The following is a 20,087-nucleotide window of genomic DNA, read 5'->3' on the forward strand; positions in this document are numbered from 1 at the left end:
AGGTGTAACCGCTGGCTTGACGTTCACAAAGGTCAGTGTGTGAGTAGTGATCCAACCTTTCTCTCCAGGTACCGGAAATAAAATACCCCAGCTGAATTGATCAACTGGGGTATCTTATTAAGTATCGGGCGAAACGCTAGTACCGGTAGTGCTCCGGCTTGTAAGGACCCTCAACTGGTACGTCGATGTATTCGGCCTGCGCGCTGCTCAGTTCTTCGAGCTCCACACCAATTTTAGCGAGGTGAAGGCGGGCAACCTTTTCGTCGAGGTGCTTAGGCAGCATGTATACTTTGTTCTCGTACTTATCGCTGTTCTCCCACAGCTCCAACTGTGCAAGCACCTGGTTGGTGAAGGAGTTAGACATTACGAAAGAGGGGTGTCCCGTACCACAACCGAGGTTGACGAGGCGGCCTTCCGCCAGAATGATCACATCCTTACCATCCACGTTGTAGAGGTCGACTTGCGCTTTGATCTCGTCCTTCGTGTGGCCGTAGTTTTCGTTCAACCATGCCATGTCGATCTCATTGTCGAAGTGGCCGATGTTACAAACGATGACCTTATCGTTCATCGCACGGAAGTGCTGTTCGGTGAGGATGTTGAAGTTACCCGTAGCGGTCACGATGATGTCGGCGCGGTGAATGGCGTTCATCATTTTCTTCACTTCGAATCCGTCCATCGCGGCCTGGAGCGCACAGATGGGGTCGGCCTCGGTGACGATCACGCGAGCACCGGCTCCCCGTAGGGAAGCGGCGGTACCCTTACCAACGTCGCCGTAGCCGGCAACAATGGCGACCTTACCGGCCATCATGACGTCAGTAGCGCGACGGATCGCATCAACTGCGGACTCCTGACAACCGTACTTGTTGTCGAATTTCGACTTGGTGACGGAGTCGTTTACGTTGATGGCGGGCATTACGAGGGTACCCTTTTTCATCCGCTCGTAGAGGCGGTGCACACCAGTGGTGGTTTCTTCGGAAAGGCCCTTGATGGCGCCGGCTAGTTCGGGGTAATCGTCGAATACCATGTTGGTGAGGTCACCACCATCGTCGAGAATCATGTTCAGCGGCTCACCGCCGGGGAAGGCGCGCAAGGTTTGCTCGATACACCAATTAAATTCCTCTTCGTTCATACCCTTCCAGGCAAAAACGGGCACACCCGCAGCGGCGATCGCGGCGGCGGCGTGGTCCTGCGTAGAGAAAATGTTACAGCTGGACCAGGTAACGTCGGCGCCCAGTTCAACGAGGGTTTCGATGAGTACGGCGGTCTGGATGGTCATGTGGAGACAACCAGCAATGCGGGCACCCTTCAGTGGCTTAGATGCGCCGAATTCTTCGCGCAATGCCATCAATCCGGGCATTTCTGCTTCGGCGAGGCGGATTTCCTTGCGGCCCCAGGCGGCAAGGTTGATGTCTTTTACTTTGTAGTTCGTGGCGGTCGCGGCTGCGGACATAGCTTACTTGTTTTAGTAGGCCGCAAAGGTACGGAATCCTTACGGCACACGGATTGTTACCGAGCCCAGCGAAAAGATTTTCACTGAGTGCTGTTATGATGGTTAAAATGATTCCTATCGCATCCGCAACTACAGAAGTGGCGCCAGTACATCGTACGATTGCTGAGTAAGGCGGGTGTAGAATTCCTCCGTAAAGGCAGAGCTCCCGTGGTCTTCCAAAAATTTCTTTTGCTCGGGCGAGAGACCGACGGGGTTCTCGTCGATACTACCGGGGTAAGGGTTGGCGGGCGTTCGATCCAGTGGCGGGCAAAACTCTACGGAAACTGCACCGTCGTAGCCGATGTCCTTTAGCACGGCAATGATTTTGGACCAGTCCAGCGCGCCCATCCCCGGGGCCATGCGGTTGTTATCCGCGACGTGGAAGCCGTGGAGTCGGTCGGCGGAATCCCGGAGGGCTTGCTCCCAGTCCGCTTCTTCCAGGTTCATATGGTAGATATCCAGGCAAACCCCGCAATTGGGCCCAGTCGCTTCAGCGAGGGCGTAGGCCTGCGCGGCGCGGTTCACGAAGTACGTTTCGAAACGGTTGATGGGTTCAATGCCCAGCAGTACGCCTGCCTTTTCTGCGTGTTCGTACAGTTCCTGCATCCCGGCGACCGCCCACTTCCACTCTTGTTCCGGGGTGCTATCGGGTACGATCTTACCAACGGTTCCCGGTACCACGCTGAGCATATGGCCATCCAGTTCTTTGACCATATCGACCAGGCTCTTGAGGTAGACTAGGGTATTGGCCCGTTCTTCTGCCTTTCCGGACATCAGGTTCAGGCCATCTTCCATTAGAGTGACGCTACCCCAGCACTTGAGCCCGTAGGATTTTAATTGTTGGCGAATGACGGCCGTATCGTACAGCTGCGGTGCCCCCTGAATTTCAATGGAGTCGTAGCCAATTCGGCTGATTCTTTGCAGGGTAGTTTCGATGGGCTCGGCGCGCATCCAGTTGTGGATGGATAGGTGCATTTCGGGGAGATTTACGGCTAAAATAGGCACTGTTTTGCCACCTTAGGTTCCTTTCTCGTGTATGCCGGTACTTACCCATCAGGCGCGGCCCCCTTCCAATTTCATTGCACCTGCGTCAGCGCCAGCTTCTTATTTCATCCATTTTTTAGGCGCTGCCGCAGGTGCCAACATTAGGACCGAGTAAAGGGGACCGAACCTCCAAAAAAAGAGAATAAAATCCTGACGGATGCTTTGTGGAATAATTAACCATCCGTAGATTTGCAGCCGCTTAGGAAAGGAGCCGTAAACGATGCGCAACTTTTCGACGGTGCGAAAGCATTTGACGAGCGAAAACCCGGAGACGTGGGTGAGTGGCTGAAACCACCGGTTTGCTAAATCGACGTACCTTTAAGGGGTACCGCGGGTTCGAATCCCGCCGTCTCCGCCACTAAAAAGGTGGTGACTGTAGGATGTGCCTTTAAGGGGTGGGGTACCGCGGGTTCGACTCGCAGAGCAGCGAAGCTCATCCCGCCGTCTCCGCCAAGTAAAGATTTGACTGATCTTCAATTCAGTCACCGGGGTATAGCGCAGTCCGGTTAGCGTGCCTGCTTTGGGAGCAGGAGGCCCCAGGTTCGAATCCTGGTACCCCGACTTAGAATAAGCCTTTACTACTTCGGTAGTAAAGGCTTTTCTACTTATAACGCCACAGTTTCGAGCACGTAGCACGCGACTTTGGAGCCATCCTGGCACCCCGACCTAGAATAAGCCTTTACTACTTCGGTAGTGAAGGCTTTTCTACTTTTAACGCCACAGTTTCGAGCACGTAGCACGCGACTTTGGAGCCATCCTGGTACCCCGACCTAGGATAAGCCTTTACTACTTCGGTAGTGAAGGCTTTTCTACTTTTAACGCCACAGCTTCGAGCGCGTAGCACGCGACTTTGGAGCCATCCTGGTACCCCGACCTAGAATAAGCCTTTACTACTCCGGTAGTGAAGGCTTTTCTACTTTTAACGCCACAGCTTCGAGCGCATAGCACGCGACTTTGGGGCCATCCAAAAGTTCAATTCGCAACAACTATAGTTCCGACCACCTAAACAAACGCAACTCGCCAAGGTGCATGAATGATTTTGCGAAATTCTGTCCTTGAACACTTTTAAAGTAGTTGGCCCGATCGTTGCGGAACTCCGGCGGGACCTGGGACGCGTCACATGGGATGAAGCCATTTGCCGACACCCAGTTGTTCAACAGGACCCTGCCCTGTGACCACGTTACGTTATGGAGAACTAACTCTTCCAGGGTGGGCCAAGAATCGCTTAAAATTAGCTTGTGGCCAGCTTGCGTTGCGTACAAAGTATAATCGAGCGCTTCTCCTGAATAATCCTCGGCGACAGTGGAGAATGTAATGCTATCAGTCCAGGAAAGGTGTTCGTTGAAGTAGGAATTCAGGCTTTTATTGCTCTTGAAAACTGGTACTGGCGACACAAAGGCATCGAAAACCCAGCCGCGGCCCAAATCAGAACCAATGGTTACCCAACTTCCCGGGTAGCCTGCTACCGTATCTGGCCTCGACGGCAGTGAGTTCGTTAGGCCGAGCGGATCTCCGTAAGCCAAAACGGCCAATTGGGTGGAGTCAGTGCTCGGTGCGGAGAAAATGGGAAGCCCCTCCGGTTTGTTTGCAAACCAGTAAGGGTGTAGTTGGGTCGGATCATACCATTCATCGAACGCATCTACTAGTGCCTGATGAAGGATGGTATTATGGTCCTCTTGTGGTAAATGAAGCCAGCTGGATTTCGTGCGCTGGCCGAGCAAGCGTGCCAATCTTTTAGGTCCATCTACCATTACTGGATATTCCGTGCCCGCGGAGAAGAAGACCCTATTTGGATAAGCGGGCATTTCTTCAACCAGCCGGTCCATAGTTTGATACAGGTATTCGTTATCGTACCACAACGACGGGCTGACAATAACAAAATCGGCGAAGCCATGCCCTGGGTGCTTGAGTAATACTTCCGTGGCCAGTAAACCTCCCAGTGATTGACCAATTAGGGTACGGTGCCCATTGGGCCTAAATTTAGCATCGATAAAAATCGGTAACTCCTCCGTTAAAAATTTGATAAAAAGTGCTGAGCCGCCAAGCCTAGGCATATAGGCCGTATCCCGCGGGTCGGAACTGGGGTAAGTAAAATCTCTCTGCCGGTCCACATTTGCGATACCCACCAGAATGGCGGGTGGCATCATACCGTGGTCGATTTGGTAGCGTATTAACCCCGCAACGTGGAAAAAATCTTCACTGACTGCCCCATCAAGTAAATACAAAACGGGATATTTTTTATCCGTTGAGTCAACGTATTCTGCTGGCAATAGCACGTTTAGCGTTCGTTCTTCCCCTAGCACCTCTGACTGGTACTGATAAGATTGCCCGAAGTTTAAAGGCGCTTGGCCCGTCAATGAAACCATGGGCAGCAATGAAACAAGCATCACTTGGAGGCGAATTAGGTGGTTCTTCAAGAGCATAGTACCCAATCTACTTCGCCTCCCCATCCCAACGCAAAAACGCCTTCAAAAAATCTTCCAGATCTCCGTCAAGCACGGCATCCGTTTGGCTGGTTTGCCAGCCGGTGCGGTGGTCTTTGACACGGCGGTCATCAAGTACGTAAGAACGGATTTGGCTGCCCCATTCGTTGGCGGTCTTGCCGGACTCCACCTCATCGCGCTCGGCCCGCTGCTTGGAGAGTTCGAGTTCGTAAATGCGGCTGCGCAACATTTTCATGGCGCGGTCGCGGTTCTTGTGCTGGCTGCGCTCGTCCTGGCACTCCACAACGATGCCGGTTGGGGCGTGGGTAACCCGCACCGCAGATTCCGTTTTGTTGACGTGCTGCCCACCCGCGCCCGAAGCCCGGAAGGTATCCCAGCTCAGATCAGCGGGGTTGATCTCTACTTCAATGGTATCGTCTACCAACGGGTGGACGAATACGGAGGCGAAACTCGTCTGTCGTTTACCCTGAGCGTTGAAGGGGCTGATGCGCACCAGTCGATGGACGCCATTTTCGCCTTTCATCATGCCGTAGGCAAAATCACCATTGACTTCCATGGTGGCGGATTTGATGCCGGCGGCGTCTCCATCCTGTCGGCTGGCCATTTTGATCTTGTAGCCCGCATTTTTTTCGCAGTACATGGTGTACATCCGTAGCAGCATCTCCGCCCAATCATTGGCCTCGGTTCCACCGGCTCCCGCGTTGATCTCCAGGATGGCGCTCATCTCATCTTCGGGGCGGTTGAGGGTGGCGCGGAATTCGGCGTCGTCGACGATCTCGACGGCTTTTTCGTACTTCCTCTCCAATTCTTCTTCGCTCCCCTCCCCTTCCCGCAGGAATTCCTGAAGAATCTCTAGTTCGTCCACCCGTTCGGCAACGGTTTGGTACTGCTTCACCCAGCCCTTGTGGCTTTGCAGTTGCTTCATGATGGCTTCGGCGGCTTTGCTATCGTTCCAGAAGTCAGGATTCAGGCTTTGCTGGGTCAGGTCTTCAATTTGAAAGCTACGCTTTTCAACGTCCAGGTAACCGCGGAGGAGGGCGAGGCGGTCCTTAAGTTCTTTCAGTTGGTCGTTGGTCATTAGCTTTTACTATTGTGGTATGAAGAGGTATTAGGTGCCGTTCTAACAATGATAACGAACAGGATGGGTTGAGCTTCCGTTAGGCGAGAAAACCACAAACTATGGAAAGCAAAAAAATTATCGGAGTTATACTGGTCATTGCGGGCATCGTTGGCCTGTGCTACGGTGTATTCTCACTTACCGGCGGTGAGGTCGGCAACGGACAAGCCTGGGGAGCCACCATTCTTGGCGGTATCTTCTTCCTGTCTGGCATCGGACTCATGAAGAGCGTTGGTGGCGGATCTACCGCGGAATAATCTCACGGCAAGATTTGAGGCCCCATTATACTGAGTGTGATGGGGCCTTTCCTTTTTTGACCCGCATCAGCCAAGTGGTAACTACCTGGCTCCACTACCTGCTAAGAAAACACGAATAGCCCGTCAGCACTAAGAGCGCTAACGGGCTATCCAATTGGGAGCGAGATCGAAGCTTACTTAGCCTTGATGAATTCGTTCACCTTATCCTTGTGGATCATTACTTCCTTGTAGGAGTATGCGCCGGTCTCGGGGTTCTTGATGGACTTGATCACCTTCACGTAATCACGACCGGAACCTGCGTTGGCGGCACGTTGGCCCGTACGGGAGTTCTTCGATACTTTAGCCATGGTTGCTTATTATTTTGCGGTTCCCAGTGGAAAGGGGACACGGTTAGGTTGGATTACTTGATCTCGCGGTGTACGGTGACTTTGCGGAGGATCGGGTTGTACTTCTTGAGTTCCAGACGGTCGGGAGAGTTCTTCCGGTTCTTCTGGGTTACGTAACGGCTGGTGCCAGGTTGGCCGCTGGTCTTGTGCTCGGTGCACTCCAGAACGATCAGGTTACGATTGCCTTTGCTTTTCTTAGCCATGATAATTGTGTTTTAGCGGCGGGCTGCCACTGAAGGAATACGCGGGGCGCGTTACTTAAACTTAACTCCGGTTTCGATGCCTTTGGATTCGAGCTTCTTGATGTAAGCCATAACACCAAGCTTGTTGATGGTACGCATCGCAGAAGTTGAAATACGCAGCGTTACGAACTCATCCGTTTCCGGGACGTAGAACTTCTTCTTCTGGATGTTCGGTACAAAACGACGCTTCGTCTTGCGGTTGGAGTGGGATACGTTATTACCGCTGATCGGCTTCTTACCCGTGAGTTTACAAACTTTAGACATCGCTAGGAATCTTTATTGAACAGGCAGTACAGCCTTGAATAAAAAAGCAGACCGAAGCCCGCCACCGTGGGAGAAACCCCCTAAGTTTTCTTCACTGCAAGGGACGAACCCAGTTTTGGAAGGCAACTTCTTATAAGTCAACGGAGGCGCTATCTGTTGATAACGCCTCCGCCAAACTTAGTGACCGCGCCAGGATTCGAACCTGGAACCGCTTGATTCGTAGTCAAGTACTCTATCCAGTTGAGCTACGCAGCCGTGCTTTTGTATAGCGGGTGCAAAGGTAATCACATGTTTAATTCCTTGCAAGAGCCCGAACTAAATTTATTCATTTTTTTAGCCCACCCCACGCTCCAGACGCTGAAGAAGAACTTCAACTCCACCTTCTTACCGTTTAGCCAACAACTCTTTCTCCGCAATAGCGTCGAAAGTGGGCAGCTTACTGTGGTGCCACTTATTGATGATCTTCCCATCTTTCATCAGTACTACACCGGGGTTAGAACGGATGATCGTCTTCAACATAATGTCATCGCCCGTCCAGAAGGGGTAATCCGCCCCCACCTGCTGCTTAAAGTCAGCAATGTTCGTCGGGTCATTGTACTTGGTCATGGCCGCTACTTTGTGGCCCTGAGCTTGCGCGGCCTGCACGACGGGAGCAATATCTTCTTTCCAATCTTCCAGGTACCCTGCTTTCCAATTGCCAACCTCCCCCTTCAGTTTATAGGCGACAATGAGGAAGGTATATTCCGAGGAAGCCAGTAGGTCCACGGTGGGGTCATTGCCTTCGTCGTCACTCAGTTCAAAGTCACTGATCTTGGTGGCTTCAATGGCCGGGGCCGATTTCAATTGTTCGATGTCCCATTCCGCTTCGGGGTAGCTGGCGTATTGGTCCAGGTACTCCTGCAGGGTAAGTTCTGCCCGCTCACCGGTAGACTTATTCTCCATACTGTACCCCAGTACGGTGACGTTCGCCGCAGCGTCCATTTCAGCCTGCTTGGTGGTGGCCACGTCCGTACCCACTTTGAAGGGACGGAAGTCCTGGCCGGGTATGTCCCAGACATAATTACTCATACCATATAATAAGGACGCGACGCCGATACCAATCACCGCCAGGCGGCGGCCTCCCTTACTAAATAGCTGGTGCATTTTCTTAGAGGCAAACAAGAAGATGAAGCCTGGCACGAGCAGGGCGATGTCCTTAAAGAAGCTCGTTCGGGGTTCCAATTTTAGGAAGTCGCCAAAGCAACCGCAGTCCGTAACCTTCATGTTGGTCTCCGCGTAAGGTCCCCAGTCACCAAAGTCGAAGAAGTTAACACCGGAGGGTACGTAGCCCGTCAGGAAGGTGAAGCCAGTCAGTACCGTAAAGAAGGCAACGATACCGAAGAACAACCAGGAGGTCAGTTTAGGCCAGGCGCCCACAATCAGAGCAAGACCAAGCATGATCTCCAGGACGATCATAAATACGGAAAAGGCAACGCTGAACTCCGCCATTGCGGGGAACATCGGCGCGACAAAACTCAGCGCAGTATCCGCAAACGTACTTTCAAATTCAGCAAAGTATTGCTCCATCTTGTAGGCCGTACCGAGTGGATCCACGGCCTTTACGTAACCAGAGAACAGGAACAGAGCACCAGAGAAATTCTGCAAGAGGCTGAGTAGCAAGCTATCCTTCTTTTTAAAGACGAAGTAGGTCAACCCGGTTAGGGCGAGGGCGGCGATAGAGATGTAGACAAGCAGCGTCGTGAGCGTCATAACGGTCGGGGATTAAAGCACGGCAAAGTTAGGTCAGCCACCCGGGAGTGGGTGCAAATCACTTGTTAAGCGAAAGTCAGATTCAGCTGGGCAGGGTACTCAGTACCGCCACATATCAATCAGCTCGGTAAAAACCTTGGTGGTATTGATGGCGTCCGTCAGCGCCCGGTGCTGTTCCCCCTCCCACACGTGGCCTTCGTGCTTGACGGCTGACTTCAGCCCCCGCTTCTTCGGCAAGTTCCGAATTTGTTGGTACTGTCGCTTCAGGTCAATGTGTTCGTCCAACCACCAATCGTCTAAGCGATGCTGCTGAGCGTCGGCCATGAGTTGGGTACGGTCAAAATCTCCCCAACTGGCAAGTAGGTAATCTTCATCTTCGACGCCGATCCAATCCTGAAAATCCCGGATGACGCGCGGAAATTTTCGCGCCCGATTGATGTCGTCCTGGTCGATCTGCGTCAGTTTCCGGCAAAAATGACTGAGTTGAGGATGGATGACGGGCTTGATCAGCCGGCTGAATTGCCGCAGTGACCGTCCGTACTGGTCCACTTCCACGGCCCCGATCTCAATCGTTTCCTGTACCATACCGGGTGGGCGGCCTTCCCAGCAGGTAGCCTCAATGTCGTAGACGATGAATTTCAAGGGGTGGTAGTTTAGCGCACGGGACGTACCCAAACCTGAGTACTCAGGTTAACTAACACGCAAAAAGGAAATTCGTTACGCAAGCCAGTTAATGGACCGAATAGCAATGAAGCTACAGTCTTGGCATATGGCTCCGAACGTCAGTAAAGTAAGCTTTACCCATTTTCAGGGTGCGGTCTCCCATAGAAATTGTACCGTCGGCGAAACTTACCGAACTGACGTGCGTAAAATTGACGATCACCCCCCGGCTAACCCGAATGAAGCTCGTGTTATTGAGGCTTTCATCGATCGAGGCAAGGGAGCGTTTTACCGCGAAACGCCCTTGTACTGCTTGCAGGTGGGCGTAATTACCATCTGCTTCGATGTACAGCACGTCGCTTAAGGCGACCCGAGAGTAGGTCGTTCCACTGCGTAGGAAGATGTGGTCAGAAATAGAACTTTGAACGGAAACCATGAGAAACTTATTTTTTTTGCTGGGAGAGACACCAGTTATAATCCAATTCACAAAACATCTCGCCATCTTGGGCGATCTAACCTCCATTGCGGTATACTGCCCCGGTGAGTACAACAATAATACGGCAATTTTTCATACTCTTTGTGCATGACCAACCTTCCTTTGTATCAAATTGATGCGTTTTCCAGCAAATTATTCTCCGGAAACCCCGCAGCCGTCGTTCCACTGCCTGAATTTCTGCCGGATAACACTATGCAGTCAATTGCCGCGGAGAATAACCTTTCCGAAACGGCCTTCGTCGTAGTCCGCGGCCCCGGTGTCTTCGGCATTCGTTGGTTCACCCCCACTGCGGAGGTACGACTCTGCGGCCACGCTACCCTCGCCGCCGCCCACGTGCTTTACCAGAGCAGCGGCAAAACGCTGGAGCAACTCACCTTTCAAACGGAACGGGCGGGCAGCATCACCGTGCGGCCGTTGGCAAACGGAACGTACCAAATGGACTTCCCAGCTGACGCACCGCACAAAACAAAGAAGCCAGCCAATTTGCTGAGCATTCTTGGAGTAAAGAAAGTTGACGGCGTCTACCGCGGCAAGGATGATCTGTTAGTCATCATCAAATCCAAGAAGCAATTGCAGCGGCTTGAAGTGGACTTTCAGGCCATGGCAAAACTCACCAAGTATCGCGGTGTCATCGTATCGGCACCGGGTAAGAAGTTCGATTTTGTTAGCCGCTGCTTCTATCCTCAAACCGGTATCGACGAGGACCCCGTCACGGGTTCGGCCCACACCTTACTCACGCCTTATTGGTCATCTCGCCTCGGCAGAAACAAGCTTTCCGCCAAGCAAATTTCTGGCCGTGGTGGTGAGATCCGCTGCCAGTTGAAGGGCAAAACAGTACGGCTCACTGGGCGGGCGGCTACCTACCTATCCGGCCAAATCAATCTGGAGAACGAGGAGGAGTTCTAAAGTAAGCGGTCACCAATAATACGGGCGCTGCCGCAGGTGCGAGGTAATTGGGATACCAATCTTAATTATGACGGATAGGCTGGCAAGTAAAGTGACCACCAGGGAACTATTAAGTAAAGAATGCATTGGGAGAGTGATTCCTCCCTAGCGTCTGCCGACCATAATTTGACTACGTATGCCCCACCACCAATTTGATCTCTTCGTAATGGGTTGCGGCCCCGCAGGACAGCTGGTCGCCAACTCCGCGGTTAAGGCCGGGCTCTCCGTTGGGATCACGGAAGCGACTACCTACGGTGGCGTTTGCCCGAACCGCGGCTGTGACCCCAAGAAGGTTCATTACGGCGTAGCTAAGGCCATGGTCAGTTTGCAACGGCTACAGGGTAAAGGCCTGAATGGTATTCCGAAAGTCAACTGGGCTAATTTACAAGCTTGGAAGACCAGCTTCACGGAAGACATCCCTGAGGAAACGGAGAAGGGGCTACTGGAAAAAGGCGTTAAGTGCTTCAAGGGCCAAGCGGTATTCACCGGGCCCCACGAAATTGCTATTGGTGACGACATCACCATCCGCGCGGAAAAAGTCATCGTTGCCACGGGAGGGATGCCCGCCCCACTGGATATCCCGGGTAAGGAGCATTACTTGGATAGCGCCGGCTACCTGGAAATGGAATCCCTCCCAGAACGTATCCTCTTTATCGGCAGTGGCTATATCGGTGCCAGCCTTTCGCAAATTAGCTGCATTTTAGGCGCAGAAGTCACTGTGATTGCCAGCGATGACAGCCCGGTGGGCCACTTCGACCACGACCTCAACGACATGTGGACGAAGGCCGCCGAGGAACACGGTATAACGTTTCACTTTAGCTCCAAGGCCACCAAAATTGAGAAAATCTCCTCCGGCCTAAAGGTTACCTGCACGCCCGAGGAAGGAGACGATTTCGCCGTGGAAGTGGATGCCGTCATCCACTGCGCGGGTCGCGTCCCCAACGTAAAGGGAATCGGTCTTGACCTAGCCGGTATCGATTTCAGCGATAAGGGGATATCCGTGGATCCCCAACTCCGCACCAGCGTCAGCGCCCACTACGCAATTGGCGATTGTACGGACGCCGCGCCGAGCCTGACGCCGGTCGCCACGTACCAGGGGCGGCTACTGAGCGATAACTTATTTGCGGGCAAAAACCGGAAAGCCGACTATAAACCCATCCCCACGATGGCCATGATCGAACCGCCAATCGCCGGTGTTGGGATGTCCGCCAAGGAAGCGGAGGACGATGACCGTGACCTCAAGATCAAGTTTGAAGACACGACAGAATGGTTCACCAGCCGCCACCTGAACTGTGAAGTGAGTGGCTACAAATTAATCACGGACCCCGAAAACGATCTGATTCTTGGCGCCCACCTTCTTGGGCCCAATGCGGATGAAGTCATCAACTTCTTCGCTCTCGCCATTGCCGAGAAGATTCCAATCAAGCGGCTGCAACATATGATCCTCGCCTACCCAACGGCTACGAGTGATGTGAAAAAGATGTTGGGGTAAGTAGGAAATTACTGTTCTTACTAGTCTAGCTATTCATGTATTTAGCAACTTACGAGCTAGTATTAATTGTTAGCTGACTGTGCTTGCACAGTCCAGCGTTCGCAGCTACTTTTGCGTCGCTTTACAGAAAAGCTATGCTTTTCGTCAAGTCCTGTCCGGTCTCGTAGTACAACGGATAGTATTCAGGTTTCCGAAGCCTGCGATGATGGTTCGATTCCATCCGAGACCACCCCGTAAAGAAACCCCGCTCCACGCCGTTGGATCGGGGTTTTTCTTTTCAACCCCCTGCCCTGCGCTGCGTTAGTCAGGTCCCACAGCTTACCAACCTATGTACCGACTGCTATCCCTCTTCGTTCTGGCCATCCTGGTCACCAATTGCACGTTCGTACAGGAACGGTACCCGACGTTGCCCCCCGGGCCCTACCGCGGTATACTGGAACTGGAGTACAACCCCATCGTCCCCAACCCGAAGGGCGCACCGATTGCGGAGAAAACCGACCTGGAGTTCGACGAGGTGCTGGAAGGTGCCCTACCCTTCACCTTCGACGTCGTCTACGAAACGGACACCACCTTCCGCATGGAAATCCATAATGGTGAAGAAACCATCATCGTCCCCGCCGCCGACATCGTCACCGGGCGGGACCAGCTGCAGGGCCGTGATACTATTCGGATTGACTTTCCCGTGTACGATACCCACATCAGTGCCTACCACGAGGAAAATGTGATCGAAGGGGTTTGGGTGGTGCACTACCGCGACAACTATCGGATTCCGTTTAAGGGCTACTTCGGTAAAGGCCACCGTTTCACCCCCCTGCGCAAAGAACCGACCGCCGACATCAGCGGCACCTGGGAAGTCATGTTCTCCGATAAGGACAGTGAGTACCCCGGCATTGCCGAGTTCACCCAGAATAAAAACCACCTCACCGGTACTTTCCGCACCGAAACGGGTGACTACCGTTACCTCGAAGGAACCGTGCAGGGCAACAAAGCCTACCTCAGTGTCTTCGACGGTAGCCACGCCTTCCTTTTCGAGGCCAAAATTGGTGACGACGGCAGCCTCGTCGGCACCTTCCGCTCCGGCCGCCACTACATCGCTAACTGGAAGGCCACCCGCAACGCAGAAGCCTCCCTCGCCGACCCCGACAACATGACCCGCATGGTGGATGGCACCCCGCTAAAATTCAGCTTCCAAAACAGTAAGGGCGAACTGGTAAGCCTGGACGATGAGCGTTACCAGGGCAAACCTAAACTCATCAAGATCATGGGCACCTGGTGCCCTAACTGCATGGACGAAGCTGTCTTTCTCAAGGAATACCTCCAGGAAAATGAAACGCAAGATCTAGAGGTAATCGCCCTCGCCTTCGAGCGCTACGGCGCTGATGATGAACGCAGTATGGCAGCCATCCGCCGTTACGAAGAGAATATGGACGTCCCCTGGCCCGTGCTGCTCGCGGGAAGTAGCGACAAGACGGAAGCTGGCAAGGCACTCCCGATGCTGTCTAAAGTCATCAGCTACCCTACCCTGCTTTTTGTTGACCGAAACAATCAGGTGACCCGTATCCATACCGGATTCAATGGGCCCGCCACTAGTCAGTACGCGGACTTTAAGCGTAGCTTTGATACGTCCGTCAGAGAACTGCTGGAGGGCGACGCATCTAAATAAATCATTACCCGCGCCAGCTGGCCACCCCTACCTTGAAGTCACTCCTCACCCAACTCTACGCGCGGGAACCGCTTTCCCGGCAAACCGCTTACGAAACCCTCTCCCGGGTAGGGAACGGTGAAGCCTCCGATATGGAGATCGCAGCCGTCGTTTCCGCCATAAACATGCGCCCCGCCGTGCTTTCGGAAATTCAGGGTTTCCGGGATGCCATGCTGGAACTCTCCCGCCCCATCGATCTTGGTGGAAGGCAATCCATCGACATCGTCGGTACCGGCGGTGATGGCAAAGACACCTTCAACATCAGCACGCTTTCGAGCTTCGTCGTGGCGGGGGCTGGCCATTTAGTGACCAAGCACGGCAGCTACGGCGTGAGCAGCAGCGTTGGCAGCAGCGACGTGCTGCAGTCGCTCGGCGTCCCCTTCACCCACGAGGAAGACGCGCTGTTGGCAATGCTGGACCGCGCCGGCATCTGCTTCTTTCACGCCCCCGTTTTCCACCCAGCTATGAAAAATGTCGTCCCCGTACGTAAGTCTTTACGGGTGCGGAGTTTCTTCAATTTGCTCGGCCCCTTACTCAATCCGGCCAAGCCTACGCATAGTCTACTCGGAACTTACGACCGTCAGGTAGCCCGGGTGTACGACTATATTCTGCAGGAGGAACCCGACCAGCAGTACACTATTGTGCACGCTCTCGATGGCTACGATGAGGTGAGCCTCACCGGTGGGGCGGCCGTCCGCAGTAAGGACCGGCAGAAGATCTTGCAACCGGAAGATTTTGGTTTCAGCCAGTTACGGCAGGAAGATCTTTACGGCGGAAGCACCGTCGAAGAAGGGAAGAAAATCTTTTTGGCGGTGCTGAACAACGAGTCTACCGCTGCGCAGCGCGACGTCGTTTGCGCCAATGCCGGCCTGGCCATCCACACCATTCACCCCGAACGCAGCTTATTGGATTGCGTAGCAACTGCCCAAGAGAGCCTCGCAAGTGGCCGGGCCCGCGGTGTGCTGAACCGCCTACTCGCCTAAATTCTTACTATGTCTATCCTCGAAAGAATCAATAAGTACAAGGCGCTGGAAGTAGAACGCCGTCGGGAACGAACCCCCTTGGAAGCCCTGATGGATACTGCGGGCTACCAACGCGCGCCAGTGAGCTTGTCCAAAGCGCTGCGCGATAGTGACGACTTTGGCATCATCGCGGAGTTCAAACGCAAGTCACCGAGCCAGTCCGACATCAACGTAGCGGCCGATCCCGCTCACATCACCGCGGCCTACCAACAGGCGGGCGCGACCGGTATCAGTTGCCTGACGGACACGGAGTTTTTCGGCGCAGCCCCTACGGATATCGATGTGGTACGCCAAACGGTCACGCTTCCCCTGATTCGAAAAGATTTCACCGTCGATCGCTACCAGATCCACGAGGCTAAGGCTATGGGCGCCGACGCTATTCTGCTCATCGCCGCTTCTCTGAGTGCCGGCCAGATCGACGAGTTCTCAGCGGAGGCAAACGAGATGGGGCTGGAGGTACTTTGCGAGGTCCACAATGAGGCGGAAGCAGCAAAAATTAGCCCGGAAGTCAATATTGTCGGCGTCAACAATCGTAACCTGAAGGATTTCTCGGTGAGTATCGCCACCAGCTTACAACTGGCGGAACTGCTCCCCCCCAGCATCGTCCGCATCAGCGAAAGTGGGATCGATGACCCACAGTCGGTCGTTAAACTACGCCAGGCCGGTTACGAGGGCTTCCTCATCGGAACCCACTTTATGGGCCAGCCGGACCCCGGTGCTGCCCTCGCCCAATTCATCGCCGACGTACGCCGCATTGAAGATCTTTACGACGGCGCCATTGCCTGATTAGGGCGCTGCCGCAGGTGCAAGGTAAATGGACTGGGGATTTTCGCATTGGGTTAGACGTCCCTTCAGACTGACAGGGCCAAATCGCAGCGGATGAACTTGCTTCGACGTAACCGAAATGGCGGTAAGGGCGTTCCCCGAGCAAACGGATAACTATGAAAGTCAAAGTATGTGGCCTCACCACACCGGACAACCTAACTGAGGCAACTACCCTCGGCGTGGATTTCGTTGGTATGATTTTCTACGACAAGTCCCCTCGCTACGTGGATAATCCTGAACTGAAGAAGTGGCTGGAGGAGAATGCATCCTTGTTCACTGGCACAAAAAAAGTGGGTGTTTTCGTCAACGCAGAAGTGGATTACGTACTGAACGCCGTCCACGATTACCAGTTGGATTACGTGCAACTACACGGTGACGAGAGTGCCGGCTACTGCTCCGAACTGAAATTACTGTGGTCCGTCAATACACTGCGTAGCGCCCGCGTTATCAAGGCTTTCCGCATTACTGAAGACTTCGATTTCAACCAAACCGCCCCTTACACCGGGTCGGCTGATCTTTTCGTATTCGACACCGGTGGCCACCAGGATCACGGTGGGACGGGCGAACAGTGGAATTGGGATTTACTGGCCAACTATACCGGCCCGACTTCCTTCCTATTAAGTGGCGGCATTGGCCCCAAAGATTTGGAGAAGCTTCGCAAACTGGATCACCCTCAATTTGTGGGAGTAGATATCAATAGCAAGTTTGAAACCAGGCCGGGGGTCAAGGACATGGAGGTGGTTGCAAAGTTTGTGAAGGGTCTTCACGCTGAGCAGAATACCTAAGCTCAAGCAAGGTCCGTAAAACACAAAAAGCCCCATCCATACAGGATGAGGCTTTTTGCACTGAGAGGCTGGGCCGGACTAAACGTCCATGCCTTTGTAGACTTCCAGTACGCCACGGACGGCGTCGGCGGAGGTATTCATGAGGGCCATTTCATCTTCGTTGAGCTTCAGTTCCATGAGCTCAGCGATGCCTTCTTTACCGAGTTTCACGGGTACGCCGAGGAAGATACCTTCTTGACCGTACTCGCCTTCGAGGTAGGCACAGCAGGGGAATATCCGCTTCTCATCGCGTAGGATGGCGGCTACCATCTGGGCGGCAGCGGCGCCGGGTGCGTACCACGCGGAAGTGCCCATCAATTTGACGAGTTCTCCCCCACCCTTCTTGGTGCGTTCTACGATGGCGTCTAGCTCATCCTCACCAATCAATTCAGTGACGGGGATACCGGAGACCGTCGTGTAACGGGGCAGTGGCACCATGGTGTCGCCGTGGCCACCGAGGAGCATCGCCTGGATGTCCTTGGAAGAAACGTCTAGGGCCATGCTCAGGAACGCACGGTAACGGGCCGTGTCCAAGATGCCCGCCATACCGAAAACGCGGTTCTTGGGTAGACCAGAGGCCTTATAGGCCGCGTAAGTCATCACGTCAAGTGGGTTAGAAACGACGATGATGATCGGGTTCTTGGAGTGCTCCATAATGGAACGGGTAACCATCGTCACGATCTTAGCATTGGTGCTGATCAGATCATCACGGCTCATGCCTGGCTTGCGGGGGATGCCGGCGGTGATGACGACGATGTCAGAGTCGGCAGTGTCCGCGTAGTCATCCGTACCGGTGAGGCGGGTACTGAAGCCGTCCACGCTCGCCTGCTGGTAGCTATCGAGCGCTTTGCCCTTGGCGAAATCTCCTTTGATATCGAGAATGACAACCTCCTTGACGAGGTCCTTATGGGCCAAAACGTTGGCTACGGTAGCGCCGACATTTCCGGCGCCGACTACGGTTACTTTACTCATTGAATGCTTAGTTACTGTTTGAGAATACTGATTTGCCACATCCGAGCGGTGGCAATTTGGTGGCACGAAAGTAAAGAATAATCTAACAGACTTGTTCAAATGCCGCCTTTAAGACGGTACGTCCCTCCCGCAATTCTTACTTTTACCGTACAAATCGCTCTAACCCCAACTTTATGAGATCATTTCAACGCACCTGCCTATTTCTACTGGCAACCCTTCTAGTTCTTCCCCTCTCTGCTCAGCAGAAGTTTACGGGCGATTCCCACTGTGGTTACGAGGGTAAATCCCAGTGGTTGCAGGACTACCAGGATGGAAAACTCCCCGCCGTACAAAAATCCAACAACGGCATCAACTACCTGCCACTGGCAGTAAATATGTTGGCGGATAACAACGGCACCAATTACATGAGCCCGCTCCGTTTTTTGGACGCGCTGACGTTGCTCAATAGCGACTTCCTCGACCAGGACATTCAGTTCTACGTAGAGGGTGGCCTGCGCTACATCAACAGCACCCGCTACAACGATCACGATAGCAACACGGGCGATGAAATGATGCGCACGTACAATCTGCCTAACCGCGTCAACACCTACATCGTAGAGGATCCCAACGGTAACTGTGGGTACTACTCCGGCGGCCGCGATGCCGTTGTGCTTGGCCGCAACTGCCTCGGTGGTCAGGACCGTACCTGGAGCCACGAAATGGGCCACTACTTCAGCCTTCCCCACACTTTTTATGGCTGGGAATCCGTGCAGGAAATCGCCGCCATCGATTTAAACAATCCCGCTCCCGCCACCGTCCGCTACCGTGGCCGGAACGTTCCTACGGAACTGGCGGACGGCAGCAACTGTGCCGTCGCAGCTGATGGCTTTTGTGACACCGACGCTGACTTCCTCATGCAGCGGTGGGGCTGTAACAATCAGGGCTTCTACCCGGATAGCCTGATGGATGCTGATTCCGTGCGCTTCGCCGTTCCTGCATTCAACATCATGTCCTACGCCCTCGACGTATGTGTATCCTCCTTTACGCAAGAGCAAAAGGACGCCATGTTCGCCAATATGGAGAGCATCATCCAAAATCGCCCGGTTGCCTCATCTCCACCAAACCTTGAAGCAGCTAGCGTAGATGATCTGATCATGTACGCGCCCGAAGATCGCGAACGCCTCGTTTACCAGGACAGCGTTTCCATGATCTGGAACTCCGTCCCCAATGCTTCTTACTACGTCGTACAGGTCAACCAGACCAGCAACTTCAACGGTGCCGTCCTGCTGACAACGACTACGAACGATACTACCCTTACCCTTACCGAAGGCCTGTCTCGCCGTACCACCTACTACTGGCGCATCCGCCCCGTAGCTGAGTACAACGTCGGGGGAGCTTTCGGGCCTACCTTCCAATTCCGTAATGGCACGCAGCTTACGTCTACGATCGATGCTGAATTGAACGCTGCCATCAACGTGGCGCCCAACCCCGTCTTCGGTGGGCAGATGCTACGCATTGAAGGCCGTGATCTCGACCTTACGGGTACCCTCAACTACCAGGTTATCAACGCAGCCGGACAGGTGATGATCAACCGTCAGGGCATTCCGGTAAATGTCTCCGGCATTAGCGAGCGGATCGATACCGGCAACCTTCCCGCGGGCATGTACTTCCTGCGTATGCAGGTTGCTGACCGCATGATTAGTCGCCGCATTGTAGTGACGCCTTAAGCGGCACCAACCTACTATACTAAAGCCCTGCATCAAAAGCTGATGCGGGGCTTTTTCGTTAATAGTGATTCCATAATAGCTACACTGTTATACATGAAACGCCTATCACTTCTCGACTCTCGTATGGACCACCTAGTAGCCGCAAAACGAAAGCGGCCAAGAGAGTGGAATATCTAAAGTCACGTATAGCAGTGTACGGTGAGGATTCTTCGTCTCATTCCGTCAAATTTATTCAGACCACCACTTGGCTGTTAACAAGAATGTTGTTCTCACCCGAGTGCCACTTTTAGGTACCGAAGGAAGGACAGAGGCAACATTTCCCCCAGTGGTTTGGCAACTGACCGGGTTTCTTAACTCGATGAAGTCTAGCTCATTGAAGATGGACTGAAAAACAAAACTCCCATTAAGCAAATGCTCGATGGGAGTTTTTTCGGAACGCGATTGCGATAAC

General features: G+C 53.5%; 19 protein-coding genes and 4 tRNA genes. 11 read left to right on the forward strand and 12 right to left on the reverse strand.

Annotated features, from left to right (window positions below; genetic code table 11):
* Positions 1 to 136 precede the first annotated feature (136 nt).
* Together ahcY and A3850_RS00140 are read right to left on the reverse strand one after the other, a co-directional pair.
* Positions 137 to 1,450, reverse strand: a complete 1,314-nt coding sequence (gene ahcY, locus A3850_RS00135; protein ID WP_068212597.1) for an adenosylhomocysteinase — start codon at positions 1,448 to 1,450, stop codon at positions 137 to 139.
* A gap of 129 nt (positions 1,451 to 1,579) precedes the next feature.
* Complete coding sequence (locus A3850_RS00140; protein WP_068212600.1) at positions 1,580 to 2,464, reverse strand: sugar phosphate isomerase/epimerase; 885 nt, start codon at positions 2,462 to 2,464, stop codon at positions 1,580 to 1,582.
* 336 nt (positions 2,465 to 2,800) lie between these two features.
* On the opposite strand from A3850_RS00140, the gene A3850_RS00145 reads away from it, so the two are divergent.
* Positions 2,801 to 2,891: transfer RNA gene (locus tag A3850_RS00145), tRNA-Ser, on the forward strand.
* Positions 2,892 to 3,019: 128 nt separating this feature from the next.
* Positions 3,020 to 3,094: transfer RNA gene (locus tag A3850_RS00150), tRNA-Pro, on the forward strand.
* Between the two features lie 425 nt (positions 3,095 to 3,519).
* Here the strand turns inward: A3850_RS00150 and A3850_RS00155 are convergent.
* Both A3850_RS00155 and prfB read right to left on the reverse strand, forming a co-directional pair.
* A complete protein-coding gene (locus A3850_RS00155) occupies positions 3,520 to 4,956 on the reverse strand; it encodes an alpha/beta hydrolase-fold protein (protein WP_068212603.1) in 1,437 nt (478 codons plus the stop codon).
* A 10-nt stretch (positions 4,957 to 4,966) separates the two neighbouring features.
* The gene (prfB, locus tag A3850_RS00160) at positions 4,967 to 6,055 is read right to left on the reverse strand and encodes a peptide chain release factor 2 (RefSeq protein ID WP_068212605.1); all 1,089 of its coding nucleotides are present in this window, start codon (positions 6,053 to 6,055) and stop codon (positions 4,967 to 4,969) included.
* 101 nt (positions 6,056 to 6,156) lie between these two features.
* Between prfB and A3850_RS00165 the strand changes: the two genes are divergently transcribed.
* Complete coding sequence (locus A3850_RS00165; RefSeq protein ID WP_068212608.1) at positions 6,157 to 6,351, forward strand: hypothetical protein; 195 nt, start codon at positions 6,157 to 6,159, stop codon at positions 6,349 to 6,351.
* A gap of 173 nt (positions 6,352 to 6,524) precedes the next feature.
* Here the strand turns inward: A3850_RS00165 and A3850_RS19175 are convergent, their stop codons facing one another.
* The 7 genes from A3850_RS19175 to A3850_RS00195 all read right to left on the reverse strand — a co-directional run bounded on the left by A3850_RS19175 (position 6,525) and on the right by A3850_RS00195 (position 10,088).
* Positions 6,525 to 6,698, reverse strand: a complete 174-nt coding sequence (locus A3850_RS19175) for a DUF4295 domain-containing protein (protein ID WP_076639908.1) — start codon at positions 6,696 to 6,698, stop codon at positions 6,525 to 6,527.
* Positions 6,699 to 6,751: 53 nt separating this feature from the next.
* On the reverse strand, positions 6,752 to 6,940 hold the full coding sequence (gene rpmG / locus A3850_RS00170) for a 50S ribosomal protein L33 (RefSeq protein ID WP_068212611.1): 189 nt from the start codon (positions 6,938 to 6,940) through the stop codon (positions 6,752 to 6,754).
* A 51-nt stretch (positions 6,941 to 6,991) separates the two neighbouring features.
* Complete coding sequence (gene rpmB / locus A3850_RS00175; RefSeq protein ID WP_068212615.1) at positions 6,992 to 7,243, reverse strand: 50S ribosomal protein L28; 252 nt, start codon at positions 7,241 to 7,243, stop codon at positions 6,992 to 6,994.
* 181 nt (positions 7,244 to 7,424) lie between these two features.
* A tRNA-Arg gene (locus tag A3850_RS00180) sits at positions 7,425 to 7,498 on the reverse strand.
* A gap of 129 nt (positions 7,499 to 7,627) precedes the next feature.
* Positions 7,628 to 8,992 carry a DoxX family protein gene (locus tag A3850_RS00185; RefSeq protein ID WP_068212619.1) on the reverse strand — a complete coding sequence of 455 codons (1,365 nt, stop codon included), beginning with the start codon at positions 8,990 to 8,992 and terminating at the stop codon, positions 7,628 to 7,630.
* A 99-nt stretch (positions 8,993 to 9,091) separates the two neighbouring features.
* Positions 9,092 to 9,634: a 3'-5' exonuclease gene (locus tag A3850_RS00190; RefSeq protein ID WP_068213384.1), complete on the reverse strand. Its 543-nt coding sequence runs from the start codon at positions 9,632 to 9,634 to the stop codon at positions 9,092 to 9,094.
* Between the two features lie 112 nt (positions 9,635 to 9,746).
* The gene (locus A3850_RS00195; protein ID WP_068212622.1) at positions 9,747 to 10,088 is read right to left on the reverse strand and encodes a LytTR family DNA-binding domain-containing protein; all 342 of its coding nucleotides are present in this window, start codon (positions 10,086 to 10,088) and stop codon (positions 9,747 to 9,749) included.
* A 147-nt stretch (positions 10,089 to 10,235) separates the two neighbouring features.
* On the opposite strand from A3850_RS00195, the gene A3850_RS00200 reads away from it, so the two are divergent.
* From A3850_RS00200 to A3850_RS00230, 7 genes are all read left to right on the forward strand, one after another.
* Positions 10,236 to 11,054, forward strand: coding sequence for a PhzF family phenazine biosynthesis protein (locus A3850_RS00200; RefSeq protein ID WP_068212624.1), 819 nt, complete (start codon positions 10,236 to 10,238; stop codon positions 11,052 to 11,054).
* A 175-nt stretch (positions 11,055 to 11,229) separates the two neighbouring features.
* Positions 11,230 to 12,585, forward strand: a complete 1,356-nt coding sequence (locus tag A3850_RS00205; RefSeq protein ID WP_068212627.1) for an NAD(P)/FAD-dependent oxidoreductase — start codon at positions 11,230 to 11,232, stop codon at positions 12,583 to 12,585.
* A 157-nt stretch (positions 12,586 to 12,742) separates the two neighbouring features.
* Positions 12,743 to 12,814, forward strand: a tRNA-Arg gene (locus A3850_RS00210).
* 99 nt (positions 12,815 to 12,913) lie between these two features.
* The gene (locus A3850_RS00215; protein ID WP_068212630.1) at positions 12,914 to 14,248 is read left to right on the forward strand and encodes a TlpA disulfide reductase family protein; all 1,335 of its coding nucleotides are present in this window, start codon (positions 12,914 to 12,916) and stop codon (positions 14,246 to 14,248) included.
* A gap of 32 nt (positions 14,249 to 14,280) precedes the next feature.
* Positions 14,281 to 15,270, forward strand: a complete 990-nt coding sequence (trpD, locus tag A3850_RS00220) for an anthranilate phosphoribosyltransferase (protein ID WP_068212632.1) — start codon at positions 14,281 to 14,283, stop codon at positions 15,268 to 15,270.
* Between the two features lie 9 nt (positions 15,271 to 15,279).
* Complete coding sequence (gene trpC / locus A3850_RS00225) at positions 15,280 to 16,095, forward strand: indole-3-glycerol phosphate synthase TrpC (RefSeq protein ID WP_068212634.1); 816 nt, start codon at positions 15,280 to 15,282, stop codon at positions 16,093 to 16,095.
* A gap of 155 nt (positions 16,096 to 16,250) precedes the next feature.
* Entirely contained in the window at positions 16,251 to 16,919 is a 669-nt protein-coding gene (locus tag A3850_RS00230; RefSeq protein ID WP_068212637.1) for a phosphoribosylanthranilate isomerase, read from the forward strand.
* A gap of 78 nt (positions 16,920 to 16,997) precedes the next feature.
* Here A3850_RS00230 and mdh read toward each other — a convergent pair whose 3' ends face one another.
* Positions 16,998 to 17,930: a malate dehydrogenase gene (gene mdh, locus A3850_RS00235; protein WP_068212640.1), complete on the reverse strand. Its 933-nt coding sequence runs from the start codon at positions 17,928 to 17,930 to the stop codon at positions 16,998 to 17,000.
* Between the two features lie 173 nt (positions 17,931 to 18,103).
* Here mdh and A3850_RS00240 point away from each other — a divergent pair, with 173 nt between their 5' ends.
* Entirely contained in the window at positions 18,104 to 19,636 is a 1,533-nt protein-coding gene (locus tag A3850_RS00240; protein ID WP_068212641.1) for a zinc-dependent metalloprotease, read from the forward strand.
* Positions 19,637 to 20,087: the final 451 nt, after the last annotated feature.

Origin of the sequence: Lewinella sp. 4G2 (genome assembly GCF_001625015.1) — a bacterium.
In the GTDB taxonomy this organism is placed as follows: domain Bacteria; phylum Bacteroidota; class Bacteroidia; order Chitinophagales; family Saprospiraceae; genus Neolewinella.

Coding starts and splice junctions, on each gene's coding strand:
- A3850_RS00215 (WP_068212630.1), top strand. CDS start 12,914: ATGTACCGACTGCTATCCCTCTTCGTTCTGGCCATCCTGGTCACCAAT.
- trpC (WP_068212634.1), top strand. CDS start 15,280: ATGTCTATCCTCGAAAGAATCAATAAGTACAAGGCGCTGGAAGTAGAA.
- A3850_RS00195 (WP_068212622.1), bottom strand. CDS start 10,088: ATGGTTTCCGTTCAAAGTTCTATTTCTGACCACATCTTCCTACGCAGT.
- rpmB (WP_068212615.1), bottom strand. CDS start 7,243: ATGTCTAAAGTTTGTAAACTCACGGGTAAGAAGCCGATCAGCGGTAAT.
- A3850_RS00200 (WP_068212624.1), top strand. CDS start 10,236: ATGACCAACCTTCCTTTGTATCAAATTGATGCGTTTTCCAGCAAATTA.
- A3850_RS19175 (WP_076639908.1), bottom strand. CDS start 6,698: ATGGCTAAAGTATCGAAGAACTCCCGTACGGGCCAACGTGCCGCCAAC.
- prfB (WP_068212605.1), bottom strand. CDS start 6,055: ATGACCAACGACCAACTGAAAGAACTTAAGGACCGCCTCGCCCTCCTC.
- ahcY (WP_068212597.1), bottom strand. CDS start 1,450: ATGTCCGCAGCCGCGACCGCCACGAACTACAAAGTAAAAGACATCAAC.
- rpmG (WP_068212611.1), bottom strand. CDS start 6,940: ATGGCTAAGAAAAGCAAAGGCAATCGTAACCTGATCGTTCTGGAGTGC.
- mdh (WP_068212640.1), bottom strand. CDS start 17,930: ATGAGTAAAGTAACCGTAGTCGGCGCCGGAAATGTCGGCGCTACCGTA.
- A3850_RS00185 (WP_068212619.1), bottom strand. CDS start 8,992: ATGACGCTCACGACGCTGCTTGTCTACATCTCTATCGCCGCCCTCGCC.
- A3850_RS00140 (WP_068212600.1), bottom strand. CDS start 2,464: ATGCACCTATCCATCCACAACTGGATGCGCGCCGAGCCCATCGAAACT.
- A3850_RS00165 (WP_068212608.1), top strand. CDS start 6,157: ATGGAAAGCAAAAAAATTATCGGAGTTATACTGGTCATTGCGGGCATC.
- A3850_RS00240 (WP_068212641.1), top strand. CDS start 18,104: ATGAGATCATTTCAACGCACCTGCCTATTTCTACTGGCAACCCTTCTA.
- A3850_RS00155 (WP_068212603.1), bottom strand. CDS start 4,956: ATGCTCTTGAAGAACCACCTAATTCGCCTCCAAGTGATGCTTGTTTCA.
- A3850_RS00205 (WP_068212627.1), top strand. CDS start 11,230: ATGCCCCACCACCAATTTGATCTCTTCGTAATGGGTTGCGGCCCCGCA.
- A3850_RS00230 (WP_068212637.1), top strand. CDS start 16,251: ATGAAAGTCAAAGTATGTGGCCTCACCACACCGGACAACCTAACTGAG.